Below are 16,859 nucleotides of genomic sequence, written 5' to 3'. Positions count from 1 at the left end.
TAACCGATTTAAATGAGAAACATTCAGGCGCTTTAAAATGCGTTAAAATAGCGTTTAGAAATCTCGGTAACCCCGAACAACTTGGCCAATCACCTGCAGCTCATCAGCTTCATCACTCGTTAATGTGATTGGAGGATAGTCATTATTATCACTAATTAATTGAATATTATCAAAATTTACTCTAACTTTCTTCACCCACATAGATCCTTGATGTTGAAGCACAAATATTTTTCCTTCTCTCAAATCTGTTTTAGCCCTATCTACAATAATATCTTGTCCATCTTGTAATGTAGGCTCCATGCTATCGCCATCAACCTTAAACATAGCACAATCTTGGGCTTTCAATCTGCGGTTATGTAACCAGTTTGATTCCACAGCAACTTTATCTGCTTCATAGTAATCATTATTGATGGCTCCAAAACCTGCAGAAATCAGGAACTCTCGAAAATCATCAATATATACAACGTCCTCATTAGAATCGTCACTATCTGAGGATCCTATTGCTTGCTGCTGAGATTTACCAGTAGCTAGCCAGTCTATTGAAACATTTGCCACTTCAGAAATCTTAATAAGATTTGTTCTTGTAGGATCAGCTTCTCCCTCAGCCCATCTTTTTAGTGATGGCTGCGACACCCCGACTGCTCTTGCAAATTCACTATAGTTGCCATTAAAGCGTTCTTGAACAATTTTCGACATTCGCTCAGCAAAGAGGTTGTCGTAAATGTTTGGCTTTCCCATCTTTTACCCTTATAAAAAAGTTATGTTTTACTGTAAAAGTTTATTTATGCTATTGAAAGATAAGTTTTTAACTAAAAACAAACAAAAAAGTTGTATAAATAAACTTTTACTATTGACTGATTTTAACTTTTACTGTTTAATATACTCAAACAATATAGCAATTAGGTGTAGTAAATGAGCGTATCAAACAACGTTAAAAAAACCGCAGTAAGCGATTGGCATCGTGCGGATATTGTTGCCGCCCTAAAAAAACAAGGGTGGACTTTACGGGCTTTAGCAAAACACTCGAATTTAAGTTATAGCACGATTCGTTCTGCGTTAGATAAGCCCTATCCTAAAGTGGAGCGAATCATTGCGAGTGCAATTGGCATACCACCAGAACATATTTGGGCGGCTCGTTTTGCACAACGAAATTATCGTTCTCCATTAGTCAATAGATTTACATCATAAACAACTTTTACGATGAAAGAAACCCATAGGAGCTGTTTATGAGAAAGAAAATGTTAAAAACGTTCTATTCTTCGACAGAGATCGCAAACTTAAAACTCAAAAATGCCCCCCATTCAGCTAAGAATGTCATAGAAAAAGCGAAAAGAGAAGGTTGGGAATATCGTAAACGTTTAGGGCGAGGAGGCGGACTTGAATATTCCCTGATCAGTATGCCACAGCTACTTCAAAATGAAATTATTTTTGCTCAAACACAGAAAGTAATGCAAAAAGTAGCTGATCATGCCCAACAAAATAACCCACAACAGATTAACTACCTTCCAGAGGTTGTTTGGGCGCCATTTGATAAAGCCAATGATCGCCAAAAAGCGGTCGCACAAAGCCGTTTGGTATTGGTGTCTGCGGTGGCTGATTTGGTCGATAACGGTTTGAAGTTAATGGATGCCATTGCCTATGTTGCCAACCAACACGGTGAAACGGTCGGCACGATCAAACGCTGGTTTTACAAAGTGAAAAAGTTCGAACGCACTGACTGGCTGCCATTGTTGCTGGATAAAAAAGCCACGGCGCACAAAGGCAAAGAAGCTGAATTTACGCCAGAGGCTTGGGAAGCCTTTAAAACAGATTATTTCCGCAATGAACGACCACAATTTGGCAGCTGTTATGAGCGGTTAAAACGTGCGGCAAAAGAGCAAGGCTGGACTATTCCATCCGCATCTAGTGTGAAACGAAAAATTGAACGTGAAATTCCACTCGTGCAGCGTGTTTTCTTGCGTGACGGTGAGTATGCGTTAAGTCAATTTTATCCAAGTCAAGTGCGGTCTGTTGAAGCCATTCAGGCGTTGGAATGGATCAACGGTGATGGCTATCAACACAACGTGTTTGTGCGTTGGCACAACGGTGAGGTGGTTCGCCCGAAAACTTGGCTTTGGCAAGATGTGCGCACTCGCAAAATTTTGGCGTATCGCACCGATTTAAGTGAGAACTCCGACACCATTCGCCTGAGTTTGATGGATTTGGTGTGGAAATACGGCATCCCTCGCAAATGCACCATCGATAACACCCGAGCAGCAGCTAACAAATGGATGACTGGAGGCGTGAAAAACCGCTATCGCTTCAAAGTGAAAGAGGACGAAGTCACAGGGATTATTCCACTGCTAGGTATTGAGCTGTTTTGGACATCAATCCAATTTGGCAAAGGTCACGGACAGGCAAAACCGATTGAGCGTGCATTTTCACACGGTGGTTTGGGTGAATTAGTGGATAAACACCCAAGTTTGGCTGGTTTTTATGCGGGCGAAAATGTTTACAACAAACCTGATAACTACAACGGCGGTAAAGATGGTGTGGACTACGCCACCTTTATCCTCGCGCTTGAAGATGGTATCCGCACGTTTAACGAACGCCAAGGAAGAGAAACCGAAATCTGCCAAGGTGTTTACAGCTTTGAGCAGGTGTTTGCACGAGATTATGCCAACGCCACTATTCGCCGAGCTAGTGCCGAACAAATGCGCCTGCTGATGTTGATGAGTGAGGCGGTGAGCTTGAAAAAAGACGGCACATTTGAGCTGGATGCAGGTGGCAAAGTGCATAACAGACGCAATCGCTATCTCTGTGCCGACCTCATTGGCTCATTGCATAAACGTGTTGTGGTGAAATTCGACCCGCAAGATTTGCACAACACCGTGTGGGTTTACAGCCTTGATGGTGTATTCCTCGGTGAGGCTATCTGTCAAGAGCGTGTTGCCTTTGGTGATAAAGCCGCAGGGCGTGAACACGACAAGGCTCGCAAACAGTTTGTGAAAGGCGAAAAAATCAAAGCGAAAGCGCAGTTGACCATGACAGTGCAAGAGGCTGCTCGCTACCAACCAGAGCTGGATGAGCAAGACCCGCCAGAGCCAAAAATCATTGAATTAATTCAAACCTACGGCAACACACAAAAGAAAGTGCAGGTGCCACTGGATGAAGATGAAGAAAGTGAATTTGAACAAAACTGGGCCAAAGGGCTGGCGCTGTTGAAGCAAGAAAAAGGCCTTTAAAGCACGTTTAAATCATCATTTAAAAGGAATGACGTATGACATTAATTGAGCAACTTAAACACATTATTGAAAGCAATGGGCTAACACAAGCCAAAGTGGCAAAAGAGCTAGGATTTACTAGTGCGGTGCTTAGTGCCTACATCAACGGCAAATACTCTGGCAATAATCAAACTGTTGAACAGGCCATTCGGGCGTGGATAGAAAATCGTGCGAAAAAAGCCCAAGTTTTTGTGGAGGCACCTCAATTCATAGAAACCAATACAGCCAAAGGCATTTGGCAGGTGTTAGATATGAGTAAATTGCTCTCTACGATGGTGACCATCTTTGGTGCCAGTGGTGTGGGCAAAACACAATCTGCACGTGAATATGCCAAACGCAACAGCAATGTGTGGATGATTACCGCAAGCCCAGCACGCGCCACATTAAGCAGTATTTTATATGAAATGGCTCTCGAACTTGGCATCAACGATGCCCCACGACGCAAAGATAAACTCTCTCGTTTAATCGTGAAAAAGCTCACTGGCACTGCTGGCCTGATGATCATTGATGAAGCAGACCACCTTCCCTACGACGCACTGGAAGAAATTCGCATTATTCAAGAGGAAACCAATATCGGCTTTGCCTTGATTGGTAACGATAAAGTGTACACCCGCATTCAAGGTGGTGTTAATCAAGCCCATGAATATGCCCGATTATGGTCGCGCATTGGTAAGCACAAAAGCGTAAAAAAATGCACCAAAAACGACATCAAAGCGATTGCTACAGCATGGCAATTAGATACGCAAGATAAAGATCTGATGAAAGTGCTTTATGACATCGGTGGTGCAGCGGGTGGTTTGCGTGCCCTGACACAGTACCTACGGCTAGCAGGTATTTCTGCGAAAGGTAACGGCACAACGATTACCCTTGATTTGATTATGCAAGCGCAAGCACAGATGCAAGGCGCAAATTAGGTAATGGAGGTCATTATGCAAAGCCTAGAAATGAGATTGCTACGCCAAGGAATCCGAATTTTGGCATCAAAAGATGGGCGATTCCCTTGCCTTGTTGTGTTAACCAAACGCGTAAAACGGGGGTGAGCCATGAAGATTAGCCTGAAATATTTACTTTCTGCCACCTTACTGGCGGGTGTACTGGGCGGTGGTTGCCAAGACCGCGTGAGTGAGGCCAGTGAGCCTTGTGCAGATAACGATATTGCCTGTTGGCAACGCTGGGCGAATGAGGAGTGGAAAGCCGAGCACGGCGAATTTCAACCCGACTTAACACCCGAGCAGGAAGCGTGGCTATTTAAGCACTACCCAGATACTGATTTTCACGATGATGTTACTAATGATTAAGGAGTAAAAAATGAAAAAAACAAGCAAAGTGCGGTTAAAAGGTGATATCTACACAGTGCGTTACCAAACCCGAGAAGAAGTTGAGGTGGCCATTAAAAAAATCGGCGACCTACAGCGCGAGCTATTGCGCCAAGCTACCTTGCAAAATGATGAATTGGCGGCAGTGACAGAACGCTTTGCACCCATTTTGCAGGAGTTGGAAGAGAAAATTAAACCGATGCAAAGTGCGGTGCAAGCCTGGTGTGAGAGCCACCGTGATGAGCTCACCAACAAAGGCAAAACCAAAACAGGTAGCTTTAACACTGGTGAAGTGCAATGGCGGCAACGGCCACCATCCATTGTTATTCGTGGCAAAGATAAAGTCATTGAGGCATTAAAACGGCTGGGCTTGGTGCAATTTATTCGCACCAAAGAAGACGTCAACAAAGATGCCATGTTAGATGCGCCAGACATCGCGGCCACCGTGAGCGGTGTCACCGTCAAGCAAGGAGAAGAAGACTTTGTCATTAAGCCTTTTGAGCAGGAGGTGAAGTAATGTCGTATCAATCAAAACAACACAGTCGTCCTAGTCGCCCTGAAACCAGTATTGATCAATTAGCCCAAACGTTGCAATTGCTCGAAACGGCCAAGGACTTACTGCTGAGTGGCGACCGACAAGAAACCTCACGCATGATCCGCATTGCCAAGAGTGACCTTTTGCGCTGTGAATGCCTGTTACGCCAAGAACAAAGTGAGGGCGCACGTTATGTCTAGTGATAAAAAAACCTATCTAGTCCGCGCTCGATGCTTGGTTGAATTTGCCGTGCAAGCCGATGACATTGAAAACGTGCCTGCTGTTACAGATAACTACGACTGCACCGTGCTCGGTGCATTACCAGCGTCAATTTTAGAAGTGGATGATGTTGTTGAAGTGGAGGAACAGTGATGGGGGCAGGTGACGTTGTTTTACTGCTCGGCTTCATGGCATTTGGTGCTTTTATTGCTTGGCTAACACACCGCAGTTAAAGCCTATTTACAGCCTTTTAAATGTCGTTTAAAGGGCTGAATAATGGGTTTTTAATCAACAAAAATGAGGAATCAATATGCAAAAAGTATTAACGCAAGTTGAGCGCGGTTCAATCTGGGTTTCAATGGACAGTGCAGATGACTGCTTGGACGATAGTTTAAAAATATGGGATAGATATATCACTGGTAAAGTTCAACAAGAATATGAACAGTATAAAGAATATCTCCTTAAGCATGGCTACGATATAAAAAAATTTGATTGCTGTGTTTCTCCTTTGGATACATTGGAAAATATTGTTACGAACTTACAAGAAGCAGAACACTATATTAAACGTGTCAAACCGATTTTGAAAAAGCTAATACGAGCAAATCGCAAATGCCCAGAACAAACGTTGCAAGAAGTGATGTGGCAGTTGCCAGATGATGAGAAATAAAGCCCATTTACCGCACTTTGGCAACAGAGTGCGGAGTAATGGGTTTTAACCAAGTTTAGGAGTAACAGACAATGAAATGTAAGTGCCCTGCGTGCGGGGCGGTGATGTCGTTAGATGTGCTGTTGCAACATGATGCTGCCAGTGAAGCGGTGATGACAGCATTGTCTATCGACCCGCACTTTGGAAAGGCAGCTGTGCGCTATTTGGGGCTATTTCGGCCACAAAAGTCGGCCTTGACGGCTGACCGCTTGGCAAAATTGCTCGGTGAATTGCTGCCAATGGTGCAAGCACAGCGCATTGAACGCAATGGACAAGTGTTTGACGCCCCACTGGCGTGCTGGGTTGATAGCCTCAATGTGGTGTTAGGAAATCGTCACAGCTTGAGTCTGCCGCTGAAATCCCACGGCTATTTGCTGGAGGTGATGAGTAAATGGCAAGGCAAAAGTGAAGTGTTGGCCACTCCCGTGCAAAATGCACCGCGCTTGTCCAGCAAAACGGGGCAAGCCTTGCAACATTTAGCGGAGTTTGCCAATGAGTAATAAAAACTGGCTCAACGCCACCATTGCCCAAGGGCTCGGCGGACTGATATTACTGCGCTTGCCCAATCAACCGCCCGAAGAGCTGATTAAGAAAACGGCAAAAGTGTGGGTGATAGCGTTGGAAAACGTCAAACTCTATGGCGGGTGGAATGAGGAAGACGACAAATGGCGCATTGAAAAAGGCTTTCAGTGCCTTTATGCCGAGTGTGATCGTTTCCCAGTCCCTAAAATGCTGATTGATCGCATGCCAAAACGAAAAGCCGTCGAGGCATTGCCTGCACCAGAGTTAAGCGATGAACAAGTTGCACGTAATTTGGCGCGATTAGCGAAGATAAAACGCTTAGTTAAGCCACCTTATCGTACAACGGGGAGAAAACATGCACAGTCGAAATAAATTAATTCAGCTTATTCACATCGCCAAGCAGCAGCTGATGATTGATGAAATGAGCTACCGCACTTTGCTTGAGCGCATTTCAGGTAAAAAAAGTGCTAAAGCATTGACCGTATCTGAACTTGAAAAAGTGCTGCATGAACTCAAGCAGAAAGGCTTTAAAGTGCGGTCAAGCCGTAAACATTCCCCTAGTACACAACGCGGTCGAGTAAAAAGTAATATTGCACATAAGATCCGTGCACTTTGGATTCAAATGCACCGAGACAACATTGTGCGAGATGGTAGTGAAGCGGCATTAAATCAATTTGTTCGCGGCATGGTTAACCCTAGCCTCGAAGCACAAGGTAAACCTATCGTATTAAATGTGGCCTCTCTAGATGATCAGTGGGCAACAATGGTTTTAGAGCGGTTGAAACAGTGGCAAAAACGTCATAGTAAATAGGAGGTATTATGGTTGAGCGAGATGAATTTGATATTTTTGAAGAAAAAGCTCCTGAAATCTTGACTGATTTGGCCAAGCACGTTGAGGAAGAATTGGCTAAACAAATGCCGCTGGCCAATGCTCGCCAAGTCGGCATTGATGTGGCTCGTCGGATTTCTCAGGCTTGGGGTGGATCAGTGATCTACATGCCACGAGGCATACTGTTTAAATTAAGTGAACGTGATATCCAAATTTGGCGTGATTTTACAGGTAATAACCACCAAGCATTGGCGAGAAAATATGGTGTATCCGAACAATGGGTCTATCAAATCGTTAAAAAAATGCGTAAGGAAGAAATTGACCGCCTCCAGCCTGATCTCTTTGGCAAGAAAAAAGCATAAAAGTCTTTAAAGCTCTTTAATATTAATCTTTAAAGCAATTTTTTAAACTCCTTTAATAGAAAAAGGAGTTTTTTTATGTCTCAAATTAACAAAATTGTGATCCACTGTTCTGCCACTCGAAATGGCCACCGCATGGGCTATGACAACCATACCGCAGCTGAAATCATCGACGGCTGGCACGCCAAACGCGGATTCAAGCGACAAGCAGTCAATTTATCCGTCAACCCTCACTTAAAACATATCGGTTATCACTACGTTATTGACACCGATGGTTATCTTGAAACAGGGCGAGCCATTGGTGAGATTGGCGCACATGTCAAAGGTCACAATAAAGGCTCAATTGGTATCTGCCTCGTGGGTGGCATTGATGACAACGGTAATGCTCATGGTGAGTTTACTGCGCAGCAATGGCAGACATTAACCTCATTATTGCAATCTTTAGCAGAAGAGTGCCCGAATGCCAAATTATACGGCCATCGTGATCTCTCCCAAGACCTGAATGGTGACGGCAAAATCACACCGAATGAATGGACGAAACAGTGCCCTTGCTTTGATGTACTGGAGTGGATGGACAATGGTGCAGGAGTTAATTTCGATCATCTCTATCAAGGAAATCCATCATGAGATATTTATTTGCGTGCACCTGTGTTGCCTGTGCGGCATACCTGCTCGGTGCTAATAATGGCTACTGGGGTTGGTTTTTATTGGTGGGCTTTTTAGCCGTATGTTGAGGAGGAGTAATGAAATTAACGCAACTCATTACCAACACCGATGGTCGCACCAGCACCACAGGCTTTATCCAAGTGTTTAGCTGGGTTGTGCTGACAGGCGCATTTCTCTATGGCGTGTGGGCGGATAAAAGCTATGTGTCTGACTGGTTTTGGTACTACGCCGCTGTGTGCGTGTTTGGCTCCCCTGCCTCCAAGGGGGTGGTAACTATGTTGAAAGAACGCGCAAGCAAACAAGGAGATCAGGGATGAATTTAGAACTCATTGGTGGTCTTGTTGTATTGGTAGTTAGCGTAATTGCCTATTTGAAAGTTAAAAACCATATACAAAAACGCCTACTTGCAGAAAAAGAGCAGGAAATCATTAAAGAACGGACGAAAGCCGCAGCCCTTGCCAAGGAGTTAGATAATGCACAACAACGCAAAAAAATTAACGAGGCCAGCGCTCGTCTTGATGCTGATGGTGTTGACGAGCAGTTGCACACCCACGGCTACTTCCGTGACTAGTGTCAGCGGTTGCAGTGCCTTTGGGCTAATTTATCCTAGTCGTCAAGACAGTGAAGGAACGAAACGCCAGGTACTAAACCACAATTTAACGTATGAAAAAGTTTGCCGTACCACAAATAGCGAGCAATAAGTTGAGTGAACAGCAAGGAGGCTAAATGGATATTATTGATGTTGTGCTCAAACATTGGGGCATTATTTTGAGTTTTGCCGGTTTTGTAGGCTTTGTCGTGCGGCTCACGATGGATTCAAAGTATCTCAAACGTGAGGAAATCCACCCACTAAAAACGACCATTAACGACAACGCACACCGTGTTGATAAGGTCGAAATGGAACTCAAAAATTTGCCCAATGCCACTGATTTAGCTGAGTTGCGAGTATTGATTATGCAAATGACAGGCAAATCCGAAGCTATTGCTACCGAAGTGCGTGGCTTGTCTCATCAGGTTCAATTGTTGTTAGAGAAGGAATTAAAGAATGGATAAGTTTAGCATTTTTGCACAAGACCAACGCCTTGTTTTATTACGCTCACTGGCTGATGCGGGCAACGATGCCAACGAGTCTATTTTACAAGATTGTTTAGATAACTATGGTCATCGTATTAGCCGTGAGCAAGTACGTTCCCATTTGTTGTGGTTGCAAGAGCAAGGCTGTGTGCGCCTTGATGATATTGCAGGGCTTTTTGTTGCCCACCTCACTGCTCGCGGTTGGGATGTAGCGCAAGGACGAACTGAAGTCTACGGGATTAAAAAGCCCCGCCCACGTGACTAATGAGCAGCTATAAAGTGTATTAAAACGGCATTTAAGGACGGTTTAAATGGACAAAAAGCCAACGCGTGGACGTGCAAGCAAAGTGGATTTATTGCCACCGTCAATTAAAACACAATTGGCAATGATGTTGCGAGACAAGCAATTTTCACAGGCTCAAATCCTAGAAGAAATAAATGATTTAATTCGCGATTGTGGCCTACCTGATGAGGCGTTGTTGTCTCGTACAGGGCTGAATCGTTATGCCTCTCGTATGGAAAAGCTCGGTGCCAAAATCCGTGAAAGCCGTGAAGTGGCTGACATTTGGACAAAACAGCTCGGCGAGATGCCACAAAATGACATCGGCCGACTGTTGATGGAATTTGTTAAAACTCTCGCATTTGAAACCTCAATGACATTAAGCGAGGGAGACAAAGCTGTCTCACCAAAAGTGCTTGGTCAGCTTGCCCTAGTAGCGCAGCGCATTGAGGCGGCACAAAGTGTTAACTATAAGCGTGAAAAAGAAATTCGCCAAGATGTGATTGAACAAGCCGCCAAAGCGGTAGAAGAGGCAGGAAAACAAGCAGGCACAAACTTAGATCACGTGGCAAAAATGGTGAAGGCAGTTTATGGGCTTGAATAAAACAGTACTATTTGCCTATCAGAAACGTTGGCTCAATGATAAAAGCCGATTCAAGGTGGCCATGTTCGCGCGTCAAACAGGCAAAACATTCACAACAACGTTGGAGATTGTCAACGATTGCCTTGAGGCGGAATTAAAAGGCGAACGCACACGCTGGGTGATTTTATCCCGAGGAGAGCGCCAAGCTAAAGAAGCCATCAACGAGGGCGTGAAACGCCATCTTGAGGCCATTGGTATTGTAGCCAACTACGCCGAAGTACCTTTTAGCCCAACCGTCAACGCACTTGAGGTGGTCTTTCCAAATGGCTCTAAAATCACGGCACTGCCTGCCAACCCCGACACTGCACGGGGTTTTTCAGCCAATGTCTTTTTGGATGAGTTTGCCTTTCACGCCGACAGTCGAGAAATCTGGAAAGCCCTATTCCCAGTCATCTCCGCAGGTTGGAAATTGCGCGTGGTGTCCACGCCCAACGGCAAGGGCAACAAGTTTTATGAACTGATGACCGACGAGGACAACACACAGTGGTCTCGCCACCGTGTCGATATTTATCAAGCGGTGGCTGATGGCCTGCCACGGGATATTGATGCACTACGTCAAGGCCTCAATGATGACGACGCCTGGGCGCAAGAATTTGAACTCAAATGGCTTGATGAGGAAACAAGCTGGCTCTCTTATGACTTAATCGACAGTGTAGAGCACGCACAAGCGGGCAAGAGAGAGCTTTATCAGGGTGGGCCATGTTTTGTCGGTATGGATATTGCCCTTAGAGGTGACTTGACGGTGATTTGGGTGCTGGAATTGGTCGGTGATGTGTATTGGACGCGGGAGATTATTACCCTCAAGCGAACCAAGCTGCGCCACCAACTCGACGAATTAAACCGCGTATTCCAAACCTATCGTGTCATTGCCTGCAACCTTGACCAAACCGGTATGGGTGAAAAGATGGTGGAAGATGCGCAACACCAACATGGTGCAACGCGTGTGCGCGGCGTGCTATTTAATGTGGCGAGTAAATTAACCATGGCAACCATTGGTAAAAATGCGTTTGAAGATAAAAAACTCCGCATCCCACAAGGTGACAATGCCCTACGCGCCGATTTACACAAGCTCAAAAAAATCACTGGCTCAACGGGCCAGCCCCGTTTTGTGGCAGAGAGTGATAGTCAAGGTCACGCCGACCGCACTTGGGCATGCTTTTTGGCTTTGTTGGCCGCTGATGATGCCGTATTGCAACCGGTTAAAGCCCATAGCCGCAAAACCAGAGCCAGCCTTAGCATGACAAAAGGATATTAAGCATGAAGAAGCAAGATTTGGTCAATATTATCGCCACCCGCGCACAGGCCACTGACTATTGGTCGTTTCTCCATTATTTGCCCAATCCAGACCCCGTATTGAAAAAAATGGGCAAAGATATTTCGGTTTATCGTGAGCTCCTCTCTGATAGTCACGTTGCGGGCTGTGTCCGCCGACGTAAAGCGGCAGTCAAAGGGCTGGAATGGCGCATCACACCAACAGGCAACGCACAAGTCGATGAGCAACTGTGGGCGATTATGGAGCGTCTACCGCTGATCCCGATTATTTCTCAAATTCTCGATGCGCCTTTATTCGGCTACCAAGTATTGGAAATTAGCTGGCAGCTTAGCGGTGGTCAACTATTACCAGTTGATGTGGTTGGCAAACCACAAGAATGGTTTGTGTTTGATGAAAACAATCAGTTGCGATTGCGTACCAAAGATAATTTTATTGAAGGGCGCACGCTACCTGAAAAGAAATTCTTGCTTGCCACCCAAGAGGCCACCTACACCAACCCTTATGGCCGTGCGGATTTGGGGGCATGCTTTTGGGCAGCTACGTTCAAAAAAGGCGGGCTGAAATTTTGGCTAGAGTTTGTGGAAAAATATGGCTCGCCGTGGCTAGTCGGTAAGCATCCGCGTGAAACGCAACTCCATGAAATTGATGATTTACTCGACAGCATGGAGAAAATGCTCGGCACAGCCGTTGCCGCTATTCCTAATGATAGTTCGATTGAGTTACTTGAAAGTGGTAGTAAAGGCGGTTCTAGTCAAGTATTTGATGATTTTTTACGGTACTGTAAATCAGAAATTGCCATTGCCTTACTCGGACAAAATCAAACCACGGAGGCGGAGGCCAACCGTGCCAGTGCTATCGCAGGCTTGGAAGTCACCGAAGATATTCGTAATGATGATGCCGCACTGGTTGAGAATTGCTTAAGTCAGCTGCTGGCATGGATTTGTGAATTCAATTTCCATGTTGATACACTCCCACGCTTTGAGCTTTTTGAGCAAGAAAGCATTGATAAATTGCAAGCCGAGCGTGATGAAATCCTCGCCCGTATCGGCGTAAAATTTACACCACAATACATCAACCGCACTTACAACTTTGAAGAAGGTGATATTGACGTATCAGATGATCGCAGTCCAAATGATACGCAATTTAGTGAACGGATGCCCGACCGCCTGCTCGCCGACGGTATGATAGAACAACTTGAAGTTGAGGCTGAACCCGCGGTAGAAAATTGGCTGCAAGCCGTGCGCGATAAGCTCTCACAAGCGGAAAGTTTAGACGATTTTCGTGACCAGCTTGATAGCCTTATCCCAGAGCTTACGTTTAGTGAATACGCCGACGTGCTGGCATGGGCCAGTACCGCGTCCGAGTTAGCTGGACGCTACAGTGTGGAGCAGGAGCGTAAAAAATGACGGTCAAAAGCCCTTTTCGCTTTCAAGAGCAGGTGCATTACTTTGAGAAAAAGCTCAACTTGCCCACCAATAGCTACCTTGATGTGCTCGGCGACGAGCACGATTATTACTTTATGGTGGCAGGTGCTAATCGCAATGAGGTGCTGCTCGGCTTACGCAATGCTGTCGATGAGGCCATTTTAAATGGCGGCACGTTGGAAGAATTTCGTCAACGCTTTGATGACATTGTGGCCAAAACAGGTTGGCAATATAACGGCGGGCGCAACTGGCGCACGCGTATTATTTACGACACCAACGTTTATGCTGCCTACAATCGTGGGCGATTGAAACAGCACCTTGATTTGGCTGATGTGATGCCCTATTGGGAGTATCAGCACAACGCCAACGCGCACCCACGCCAATCCCATATCGATCTTGATGGCACTATTCGCCCCGCCAATGACCCGTTTTGGCGATATTATTACCCAGTCAAAGCCTACGGCTGCCACTGCACAGTGATCGCCCATGATGCCGACGACCTACAGACGATGGGTAAGCAAGTATCACCACCGGTCACTATTGAGTATGAAGCCAAGCACGTGGGTGTACGCACAGGCAACCCGCAGGTGGTGCATGTGCCCAAAGGCTATGATGCGGGCTTTAGGCCGCACGATTTCAACAACCTGACCGCCTCGCGCGTACACGATGTGGACAAGCTCTTGTTCAACAAGTTGCTCAACGCCGAGCCAAAACTGGCGAGCTTGTTGATTGATGACGTGCTGAAAAATCCTCGCGCGCTGAACTTGCTCAATCAATCCATGAAAGCGATGGTGGATACCGTGGCGTTGGAAAAAATTGCACGAGGCAATATGAAATACGTTGGCGTTATCCCTAAATCCGTCATCAGCAAGCTAGAGGCTCTCGACAAAGCACCCCAAAGTGCGGTCATCGCCGTGCGTGATGACGATGTGCTGCACGCCTTGCGCGAACACAAACAGCAAAAAGGGCTCAACCTGCCCGTGGAATTTTGGCAACAGCTGCCAGAGAAATTAAAGCACCCGCAGGCGATTTTACTCGACCATAAGCAAAAACAACCGACACTGCTGTTTATCTATCAAGCAGATAAAGGCAAAGTGGCGGTCAAAATGGATTATGAAGTGCGATTAAAAGATGAGCTCACTAAAAAGAAAGTGCTGACGAAGGTCAATCTTGTACGAACAGGGAGCTTTATTGGAGACAAACGCCAATGGGAAAGCTTAAAAGGATTTGAAATTTTATGGGGAAACTTGGATTAGTCGCCACAGTTCGCCTGATTCGAACAGGATAATACGGTAGTTGCCTAGCGTAACCTTTCCAGTAGGAAACCCCTGTGGCTTTATAAACTATACAACTGAACGATTTTTTAATCAATAGGAGATAACACATGACTAAATTAACAAAAGCCTCCGAAAAGACCTTTAAAGTAGAAAATGCGTTACCGTTGGCAAAAATTAACGTAATACGTGAGCAAATCAGTTTGAAATTACAAGCGAGTTATGACTTAGAAAAATCTCGTGTTTAATAATTTCAATAGCTTGTTCAGATGGTGAAATATCGTCAGACACTGTCCAAGTCTTGCTAGAGGTGGAGGCTCTTGCCATAAAATCGATCAATAAACCATTAATAGTTGCTCGTTGATTTGGCGTAAGCGATTTCCACGTTTCTTCAGTTTGCTGATCTAACGTGTACAAAAACATCACTGCTTCTTTTTCAGCATTAGGATCAAGGGGGAGCTGTTTTTCCCGCTCATTTAAAACAAGCCATTTTCGGGAATAAAATAAATCATAGATGCAAAACATCACATCAGTTCCTTGTAAGAACATGGCGTTTCCTTTTTAATCACGTTGAATTGGGTATTGTTGCATAGAAAATATTCTACAAAAATTAAGCAATTAGGAGAAGACAATGATTAAAATTGAACTCGACGATCATCATGTTAGCGAAAAGCTCAAGCACATTGTTGTGCAGTTAAAGCGACCGCGCAAACTCTATGGTGTACTCGGTGAGCAACTGAAAAAAATCCACAATAACCGCTTCAAGCAGGAAAAATCGCCTGATGGCGAAAAGTGGCAACCATTATCACCGCTCACTCGTCAAGTTAAAGGCAATGATCATATTTTAAAAGACAGCCACCAGCTGCGTAACACGTTGGCCTATAACTACAGTGATCAGGGGGTTGAGTTTGGTAGTGCATTAAAATATGCCCGCTTGCATCAATTTGGTGGCACGATTGTGCCGAAAAAAGCCAAACGCTTACGACTGGGCAAATCCAGTGTCTATGCTAAAAAAGTCACGATTCCTGCCCGTCCATGGTTAGGTATCAGCAAACAAGATGAACCCCTATTGTTACGCAAGGCACATCGTGTGTTAGAGAGCCAAATTCAGCAGGTTTTAAAATAGCCCCTAAAATGCGCACAGGCGCATTTTGTTTTTTATTAGGATAATGGCTCGCCTGAAATTATTTTAACGCACAGTGCGCCATTTTAACGGCATTTTAACGGGGTTATGTTTTATAGATTGAGCTCGTTTATTTTCTTGTTAATGAAATTCTTTAAAGTACTTTAAAATCTTTTCCCCCACCACTTCGCTATGCTTACCCCAATAGAGCAACAGCGAGGTATCTATGCACGCCATTGAAATTTTTCGCGCTGGCACACGCCAAGACGCTAACGGCAATTTGGTCACCATCTCCGTTGATGACCTGCGCACCATTGCCGCCAATTACAAACCCGAGTTTCACGAAGCGCCGATTGTCATTGGCCATCCAAAGCATGACAACCCGGCCTATGGCTGGATTAAAGGTTTAACCGTTGACGGCGATGTTCTGAAAGCCGAGACCCAGCAAGTGGACAGCCAGTTTGCGGAAATGGTTCGCAATGGTCGTTATAAGAAAGTGTCTGCCTCATTTTATCTTCCTCATTCCAGTGCTAACCCAAAACCTGAGGGCTTTTATTTGCGCCATGTAGGGTTTCTCGGTGCCGCACCACCGGCGGTAAAAGGGATGCAAGACCCTGTGTTCAATGACAGTGAAAATGATTTCGTTGAATTTAGTGACTGGACACAAGCCTCGCTTTGGCAGCGATTACGAGATTTTTTTATCAGCAAGTTTGGCCTCGAGGCGGCAGATAATGTCATCCCTGCATGGCAAGTACAAAGTTTGACGGAAGAAGCGACACGCGAATCTATCCATGAAATCAATGCTGCCTCAGCGGTACCTGCTTTTTCAGAACCCGCCAATGCGCCAGAGCCGACCAATTCCCATTTACCTGATGAAAAACCACAAGGAGAAGTAGACATGTCTGAAACTGAAAAACAACGCCTTGCCGAGCTGGAGGCGGAAAATGCGCGCCTTAAAGCCGAACAAGCCAATGCCATGAAAGCACAACGCGAGGCTGAAAATGCTGAATTTGCGGAGAGTTTGGTTGCGGCAGGCAAACTGACACCGAAACAAAAAACGGAGGCTCTCGCCTTATTAAATGCAGATCATGCCAGCGCTGACTTTTCTGAAGCCGGCTTTAACGATCAATTAAAAGCCTTTTTAAGCCAATTGCCTAAAGTGGTTGAGTTTAACGAGGTGGCCACAGCAAAAACCGCAGCCAATGCGCCAGATGATAGCGTTGAATATGCCGAAGGCACAGATCCTAATTCGATTGAAGTCGATAAAAAAATCATGGCTTATATGTCAGAGCATAGCGTGGACTACACAGAAGCGTTCAATGCCATTTTCAATTCATAACCCCAAGGAGACAC

25 protein-coding genes are annotated in these 16,859 nt (G+C 45.3%); 23 read left to right on the top strand and 2 right to left on the bottom strand.

Annotated elements, in window-relative coordinates; all coding sequences use genetic code 11:
• Nucleotides 1-54 precede the first annotated feature (54 nt).
• On the bottom strand, nt 55-738 hold the full coding sequence (locus HPC38_RS07775; protein ID WP_208120726.1) for a S24 family peptidase: 684 nt from the start codon (nt 736-738) through the stop codon (nt 55-57).
• A gap of 174 nt (nt 739-912) precedes the next feature.
• Here HPC38_RS07775 and HPC38_RS07770 point away from each other — a divergent pair, with 174 nt between their 5' ends.
• From HPC38_RS07770 to HPC38_RS07670, 21 genes are all read left to right on the top strand, one after another.
• Complete coding sequence (locus HPC38_RS07770; protein WP_208120725.1) at nt 913-1,188, top strand: helix-turn-helix domain-containing protein; 276 nt, start codon at nt 913-915, stop codon at nt 1,186-1,188.
• A 38-nt stretch (nt 1,189-1,226) separates the two neighbouring features.
• Nucleotides 1,227-3,224 (top strand): transposase domain-containing protein, encoded by a 1,998-nt coding sequence (locus HPC38_RS07765; protein ID WP_208120724.1) that lies wholly within the window; start codon nt 1,227-1,229, stop codon nt 3,222-3,224.
• A 35-nt stretch (nt 3,225-3,259) separates the two neighbouring features.
• Nucleotides 3,260-4,177: an AAA family ATPase gene (locus HPC38_RS07760; protein ID WP_208120723.1), complete on the top strand. Its 918-nt coding sequence runs from the start codon at nt 3,260-3,262 to the stop codon at nt 4,175-4,177.
• 129 nt (nt 4,178-4,306) lie between these two features.
• Nucleotides 4,307-4,561, top strand: a complete 255-nt coding sequence (locus HPC38_RS07755; RefSeq protein ID WP_235977695.1) for a hypothetical protein — start codon at nt 4,307-4,309, stop codon at nt 4,559-4,561.
• A gap of 10 nt (nt 4,562-4,571) precedes the next feature.
• The gene (locus HPC38_RS07750) at nt 4,572-5,096 is read left to right on the top strand and encodes a host-nuclease inhibitor Gam family protein (RefSeq protein WP_208120722.1); all 525 of its coding nucleotides are present in this window, start codon (nt 4,572-4,574) and stop codon (nt 5,094-5,096) included.
• On the top strand, nt 5,096-5,314 hold the full coding sequence (locus HPC38_RS07745; RefSeq protein WP_208120721.1) for a hypothetical protein: 219 nt from the start codon (nt 5,096-5,098) through the stop codon (nt 5,312-5,314). Before HPC38_RS07750 ends, HPC38_RS07745 begins: the two co-directional genes overlap by 1 nt.
• A complete protein-coding gene (locus tag HPC38_RS07740; protein WP_208120720.1) occupies nt 5,307-5,486 on the top strand; it encodes a hypothetical protein in 180 nt (59 codons plus the stop codon). The genes HPC38_RS07745 and HPC38_RS07740 overlap by 8 nt, the downstream gene beginning before the upstream one ends.
• A gap of 157 nt (nt 5,487-5,643) precedes the next feature.
• Entirely contained in the window at nt 5,644-6,000 is a 357-nt protein-coding gene (locus tag HPC38_RS07735) for a hypothetical protein (RefSeq protein WP_208120719.1), read from the top strand.
• A 71-nt stretch (nt 6,001-6,071) separates the two neighbouring features.
• Nucleotides 6,072-6,539, top strand: a complete 468-nt coding sequence (locus HPC38_RS07730) for a hypothetical protein (protein ID WP_208119429.1) — start codon at nt 6,072-6,074, stop codon at nt 6,537-6,539.
• Nucleotides 6,532-6,933 (top strand): hypothetical protein, encoded by a 402-nt coding sequence (locus tag HPC38_RS07725; protein WP_208120718.1) that lies wholly within the window; start codon nt 6,532-6,534, stop codon nt 6,931-6,933. Before HPC38_RS07730 ends, HPC38_RS07725 begins: the two co-directional genes overlap by 8 nt.
• The gene (locus HPC38_RS07720) at nt 6,917-7,372 is read left to right on the top strand and encodes a gp16 family protein (protein ID WP_208120717.1); all 456 of its coding nucleotides are present in this window, start codon (nt 6,917-6,919) and stop codon (nt 7,370-7,372) included. The genes HPC38_RS07725 and HPC38_RS07720 overlap by 17 nt, the downstream gene beginning before the upstream one ends.
• 8 nt (nt 7,373-7,380) lie before the next feature.
• Nucleotides 7,381-7,752 carry a Mor transcription activator family protein gene (locus HPC38_RS07715; protein ID WP_208120716.1) on the top strand — a complete coding sequence of 124 codons (372 nt, stop codon included), beginning with the start codon at nt 7,381-7,383 and terminating at the stop codon, nt 7,750-7,752.
• Between the two features lie 75 nt (nt 7,753-7,827).
• Entirely contained in the window at nt 7,828-8,376 is a 549-nt protein-coding gene (locus HPC38_RS07710) for an N-acetylmuramoyl-L-alanine amidase (protein WP_208120715.1), read from the top strand.
• Nucleotides 8,377-8,492: 116 nt separating this feature from the next.
• Nucleotides 8,493-8,732, top strand: a complete 240-nt coding sequence (locus HPC38_RS07705; RefSeq protein WP_208120714.1) for a DUF2644 domain-containing protein — start codon at nt 8,493-8,495, stop codon at nt 8,730-8,732.
• Nucleotides 8,729-8,986: a DUF2681 domain-containing protein gene (locus HPC38_RS07700; RefSeq protein WP_208120713.1), complete on the top strand. Its 258-nt coding sequence runs from the start codon at nt 8,729-8,731 to the stop codon at nt 8,984-8,986. The genes HPC38_RS07705 and HPC38_RS07700 overlap by 4 nt, the downstream gene beginning before the upstream one ends.
• 155 nt (nt 8,987-9,141) lie before the next feature.
• Complete coding sequence (locus HPC38_RS07695; RefSeq protein ID WP_208120712.1) at nt 9,142-9,468, top strand: DUF2730 family protein; 327 nt, start codon at nt 9,142-9,144, stop codon at nt 9,466-9,468.
• Nucleotides 9,461-9,754, top strand: a complete 294-nt coding sequence (locus HPC38_RS07690) for a VpaChn25_0724 family phage protein (RefSeq protein WP_208120711.1) — start codon at nt 9,461-9,463, stop codon at nt 9,752-9,754. The genes HPC38_RS07695 and HPC38_RS07690 overlap by 8 nt, the downstream gene beginning before the upstream one ends.
• Nucleotides 9,755-9,800: 46 nt before the next feature.
• Nucleotides 9,801-10,373, top strand: a complete 573-nt coding sequence (locus tag HPC38_RS07685; RefSeq protein ID WP_208120710.1) for a DUF3486 family protein — start codon at nt 9,801-9,803, stop codon at nt 10,371-10,373.
• Nucleotides 10,360-11,667 carry a terminase large subunit domain-containing protein gene (locus tag HPC38_RS07680; protein ID WP_208120709.1) on the top strand — a complete coding sequence of 436 codons (1,308 nt, stop codon included), beginning with the start codon at nt 10,360-10,362 and terminating at the stop codon, nt 11,665-11,667. The genes HPC38_RS07685 and HPC38_RS07680 overlap by 14 nt, the downstream gene beginning before the upstream one ends.
• Before the next feature lie 2 nt (nt 11,668-11,669).
• On the top strand, nt 11,670-13,091 hold the full coding sequence (locus tag HPC38_RS07675; protein WP_208120708.1) for a DUF935 domain-containing protein: 1,422 nt from the start codon (nt 11,670-11,672) through the stop codon (nt 13,089-13,091).
• Nucleotides 13,088-14,365: a phage head morphogenesis protein gene (locus tag HPC38_RS07670; protein ID WP_208120707.1), complete on the top strand. Its 1,278-nt coding sequence runs from the start codon at nt 13,088-13,090 to the stop codon at nt 14,363-14,365. Before HPC38_RS07675 ends, HPC38_RS07670 begins: the two co-directional genes overlap by 4 nt.
• Before the next feature lie 216 nt (nt 14,366-14,581).
• On the opposite strand, the gene HPC38_RS07665 is transcribed toward HPC38_RS07670, so the two are convergent.
• Nucleotides 14,582-14,932 (bottom strand): hypothetical protein, encoded by a 351-nt coding sequence (locus HPC38_RS07665; protein ID WP_208120706.1) that lies wholly within the window; start codon nt 14,930-14,932, stop codon nt 14,582-14,584.
• Between the two features lie 82 nt (nt 14,933-15,014).
• On the opposite strand from HPC38_RS07665, the gene HPC38_RS07660 reads away from it, so the two are divergent.
• Together HPC38_RS07660 and HPC38_RS07655 are read left to right on the top strand one after the other, a co-directional pair.
• Nucleotides 15,015-15,509, top strand: coding sequence for a phage virion morphogenesis protein (locus HPC38_RS07660; RefSeq protein ID WP_208120705.1), 495 nt, complete (start codon nt 15,015-15,017; stop codon nt 15,507-15,509).
• Between the two features lie 223 nt (nt 15,510-15,732).
• Complete coding sequence (locus HPC38_RS07655) at nt 15,733-16,845, top strand: peptidase (RefSeq protein WP_208120704.1); 1,113 nt, start codon at nt 15,733-15,735, stop codon at nt 16,843-16,845.
• Nucleotides 16,846-16,859 lie beyond the last annotated feature (14 nt).

It is taken from the genome of Spirabiliibacterium pneumoniae, assembly GCF_014884995.1.
In the GTDB taxonomy this organism is placed as follows: Bacteria; Pseudomonadota; Gammaproteobacteria; order Enterobacterales; family Pasteurellaceae; genus Spirabiliibacterium; species Spirabiliibacterium pneumoniae.
Note: the sequence above shows the minus strand (reverse complement) of the source record. Positions and strands in the feature narration are given on the sequence as shown.

Coding starts and splice junctions, on each gene's coding strand:
- HPC38_RS07660 (WP_208120705.1), top strand. CDS start 15,015: ATGATTAAAATTGAACTCGACGATCATCATGTTAGCGAAAAGCTCAAG.
- HPC38_RS07695 (WP_208120712.1), top strand. CDS start 9,142: ATGGATATTATTGATGTTGTGCTCAAACATTGGGGCATTATTTTGAGT.
- HPC38_RS07720 (WP_208120717.1), top strand. CDS start 6,917: ATGCACAGTCGAAATAAATTAATTCAGCTTATTCACATCGCCAAGCAG.
- HPC38_RS07715 (WP_208120716.1), top strand. CDS start 7,381: ATGGTTGAGCGAGATGAATTTGATATTTTTGAAGAAAAAGCTCCTGAA.
- HPC38_RS07705 (WP_208120714.1), top strand. CDS start 8,493: ATGAAATTAACGCAACTCATTACCAACACCGATGGTCGCACCAGCACC.
- HPC38_RS07730 (WP_208119429.1), top strand. CDS start 6,072: ATGAAATGTAAGTGCCCTGCGTGCGGGGCGGTGATGTCGTTAGATGTG.
- HPC38_RS07665 (WP_208120706.1), bottom strand. CDS start 14,932: ATGTTCTTACAAGGAACTGATGTGATGTTTTGCATCTATGATTTATTT.
- HPC38_RS07775 (WP_208120726.1), bottom strand. CDS start 738: ATGGGAAAGCCAAACATTTACGACAACCTCTTTGCTGAGCGAATGTCG.
- HPC38_RS07675 (WP_208120708.1), top strand. CDS start 11,670: ATGAAGAAGCAAGATTTGGTCAATATTATCGCCACCCGCGCACAGGCC.
- HPC38_RS07670 (WP_208120707.1), top strand. CDS start 13,088: ATGACGGTCAAAAGCCCTTTTCGCTTTCAAGAGCAGGTGCATTACTTT.
- HPC38_RS07710 (WP_208120715.1), top strand. CDS start 7,828: ATGTCTCAAATTAACAAAATTGTGATCCACTGTTCTGCCACTCGAAAT.
- HPC38_RS07685 (WP_208120710.1), top strand. CDS start 9,801: ATGGACAAAAAGCCAACGCGTGGACGTGCAAGCAAAGTGGATTTATTG.
- HPC38_RS07690 (WP_208120711.1), top strand. CDS start 9,461: ATGGATAAGTTTAGCATTTTTGCACAAGACCAACGCCTTGTTTTATTA.
- HPC38_RS07700 (WP_208120713.1), top strand. CDS start 8,729: ATGAATTTAGAACTCATTGGTGGTCTTGTTGTATTGGTAGTTAGCGTA.
- HPC38_RS07760 (WP_208120723.1), top strand. CDS start 3,260: ATGACATTAATTGAGCAACTTAAACACATTATTGAAAGCAATGGGCTA.
- HPC38_RS07770 (WP_208120725.1), top strand. CDS start 913: ATGAGCGTATCAAACAACGTTAAAAAAACCGCAGTAAGCGATTGGCAT.
- HPC38_RS07740 (WP_208120720.1), top strand. CDS start 5,307: ATGTCTAGTGATAAAAAAACCTATCTAGTCCGCGCTCGATGCTTGGTT.
- HPC38_RS07755 (WP_235977695.1), top strand. CDS start 4,307: ATGAAGATTAGCCTGAAATATTTACTTTCTGCCACCTTACTGGCGGGT.
- HPC38_RS07750 (WP_208120722.1), top strand. CDS start 4,572: ATGAAAAAAACAAGCAAAGTGCGGTTAAAAGGTGATATCTACACAGTG.
- HPC38_RS07655 (WP_208120704.1), top strand. CDS start 15,733: ATGCACGCCATTGAAATTTTTCGCGCTGGCACACGCCAAGACGCTAAC.
- HPC38_RS07745 (WP_208120721.1), top strand. CDS start 5,096: ATGTCGTATCAATCAAAACAACACAGTCGTCCTAGTCGCCCTGAAACC.
- HPC38_RS07735 (WP_208120719.1), top strand. CDS start 5,644: ATGCAAAAAGTATTAACGCAAGTTGAGCGCGGTTCAATCTGGGTTTCA.
- HPC38_RS07765 (WP_208120724.1), top strand. CDS start 1,227: ATGAGAAAGAAAATGTTAAAAACGTTCTATTCTTCGACAGAGATCGCA.
- HPC38_RS07725 (WP_208120718.1), top strand. CDS start 6,532: ATGAGTAATAAAAACTGGCTCAACGCCACCATTGCCCAAGGGCTCGGC.
- HPC38_RS07680 (WP_208120709.1), top strand. CDS start 10,360: ATGGGCTTGAATAAAACAGTACTATTTGCCTATCAGAAACGTTGGCTC.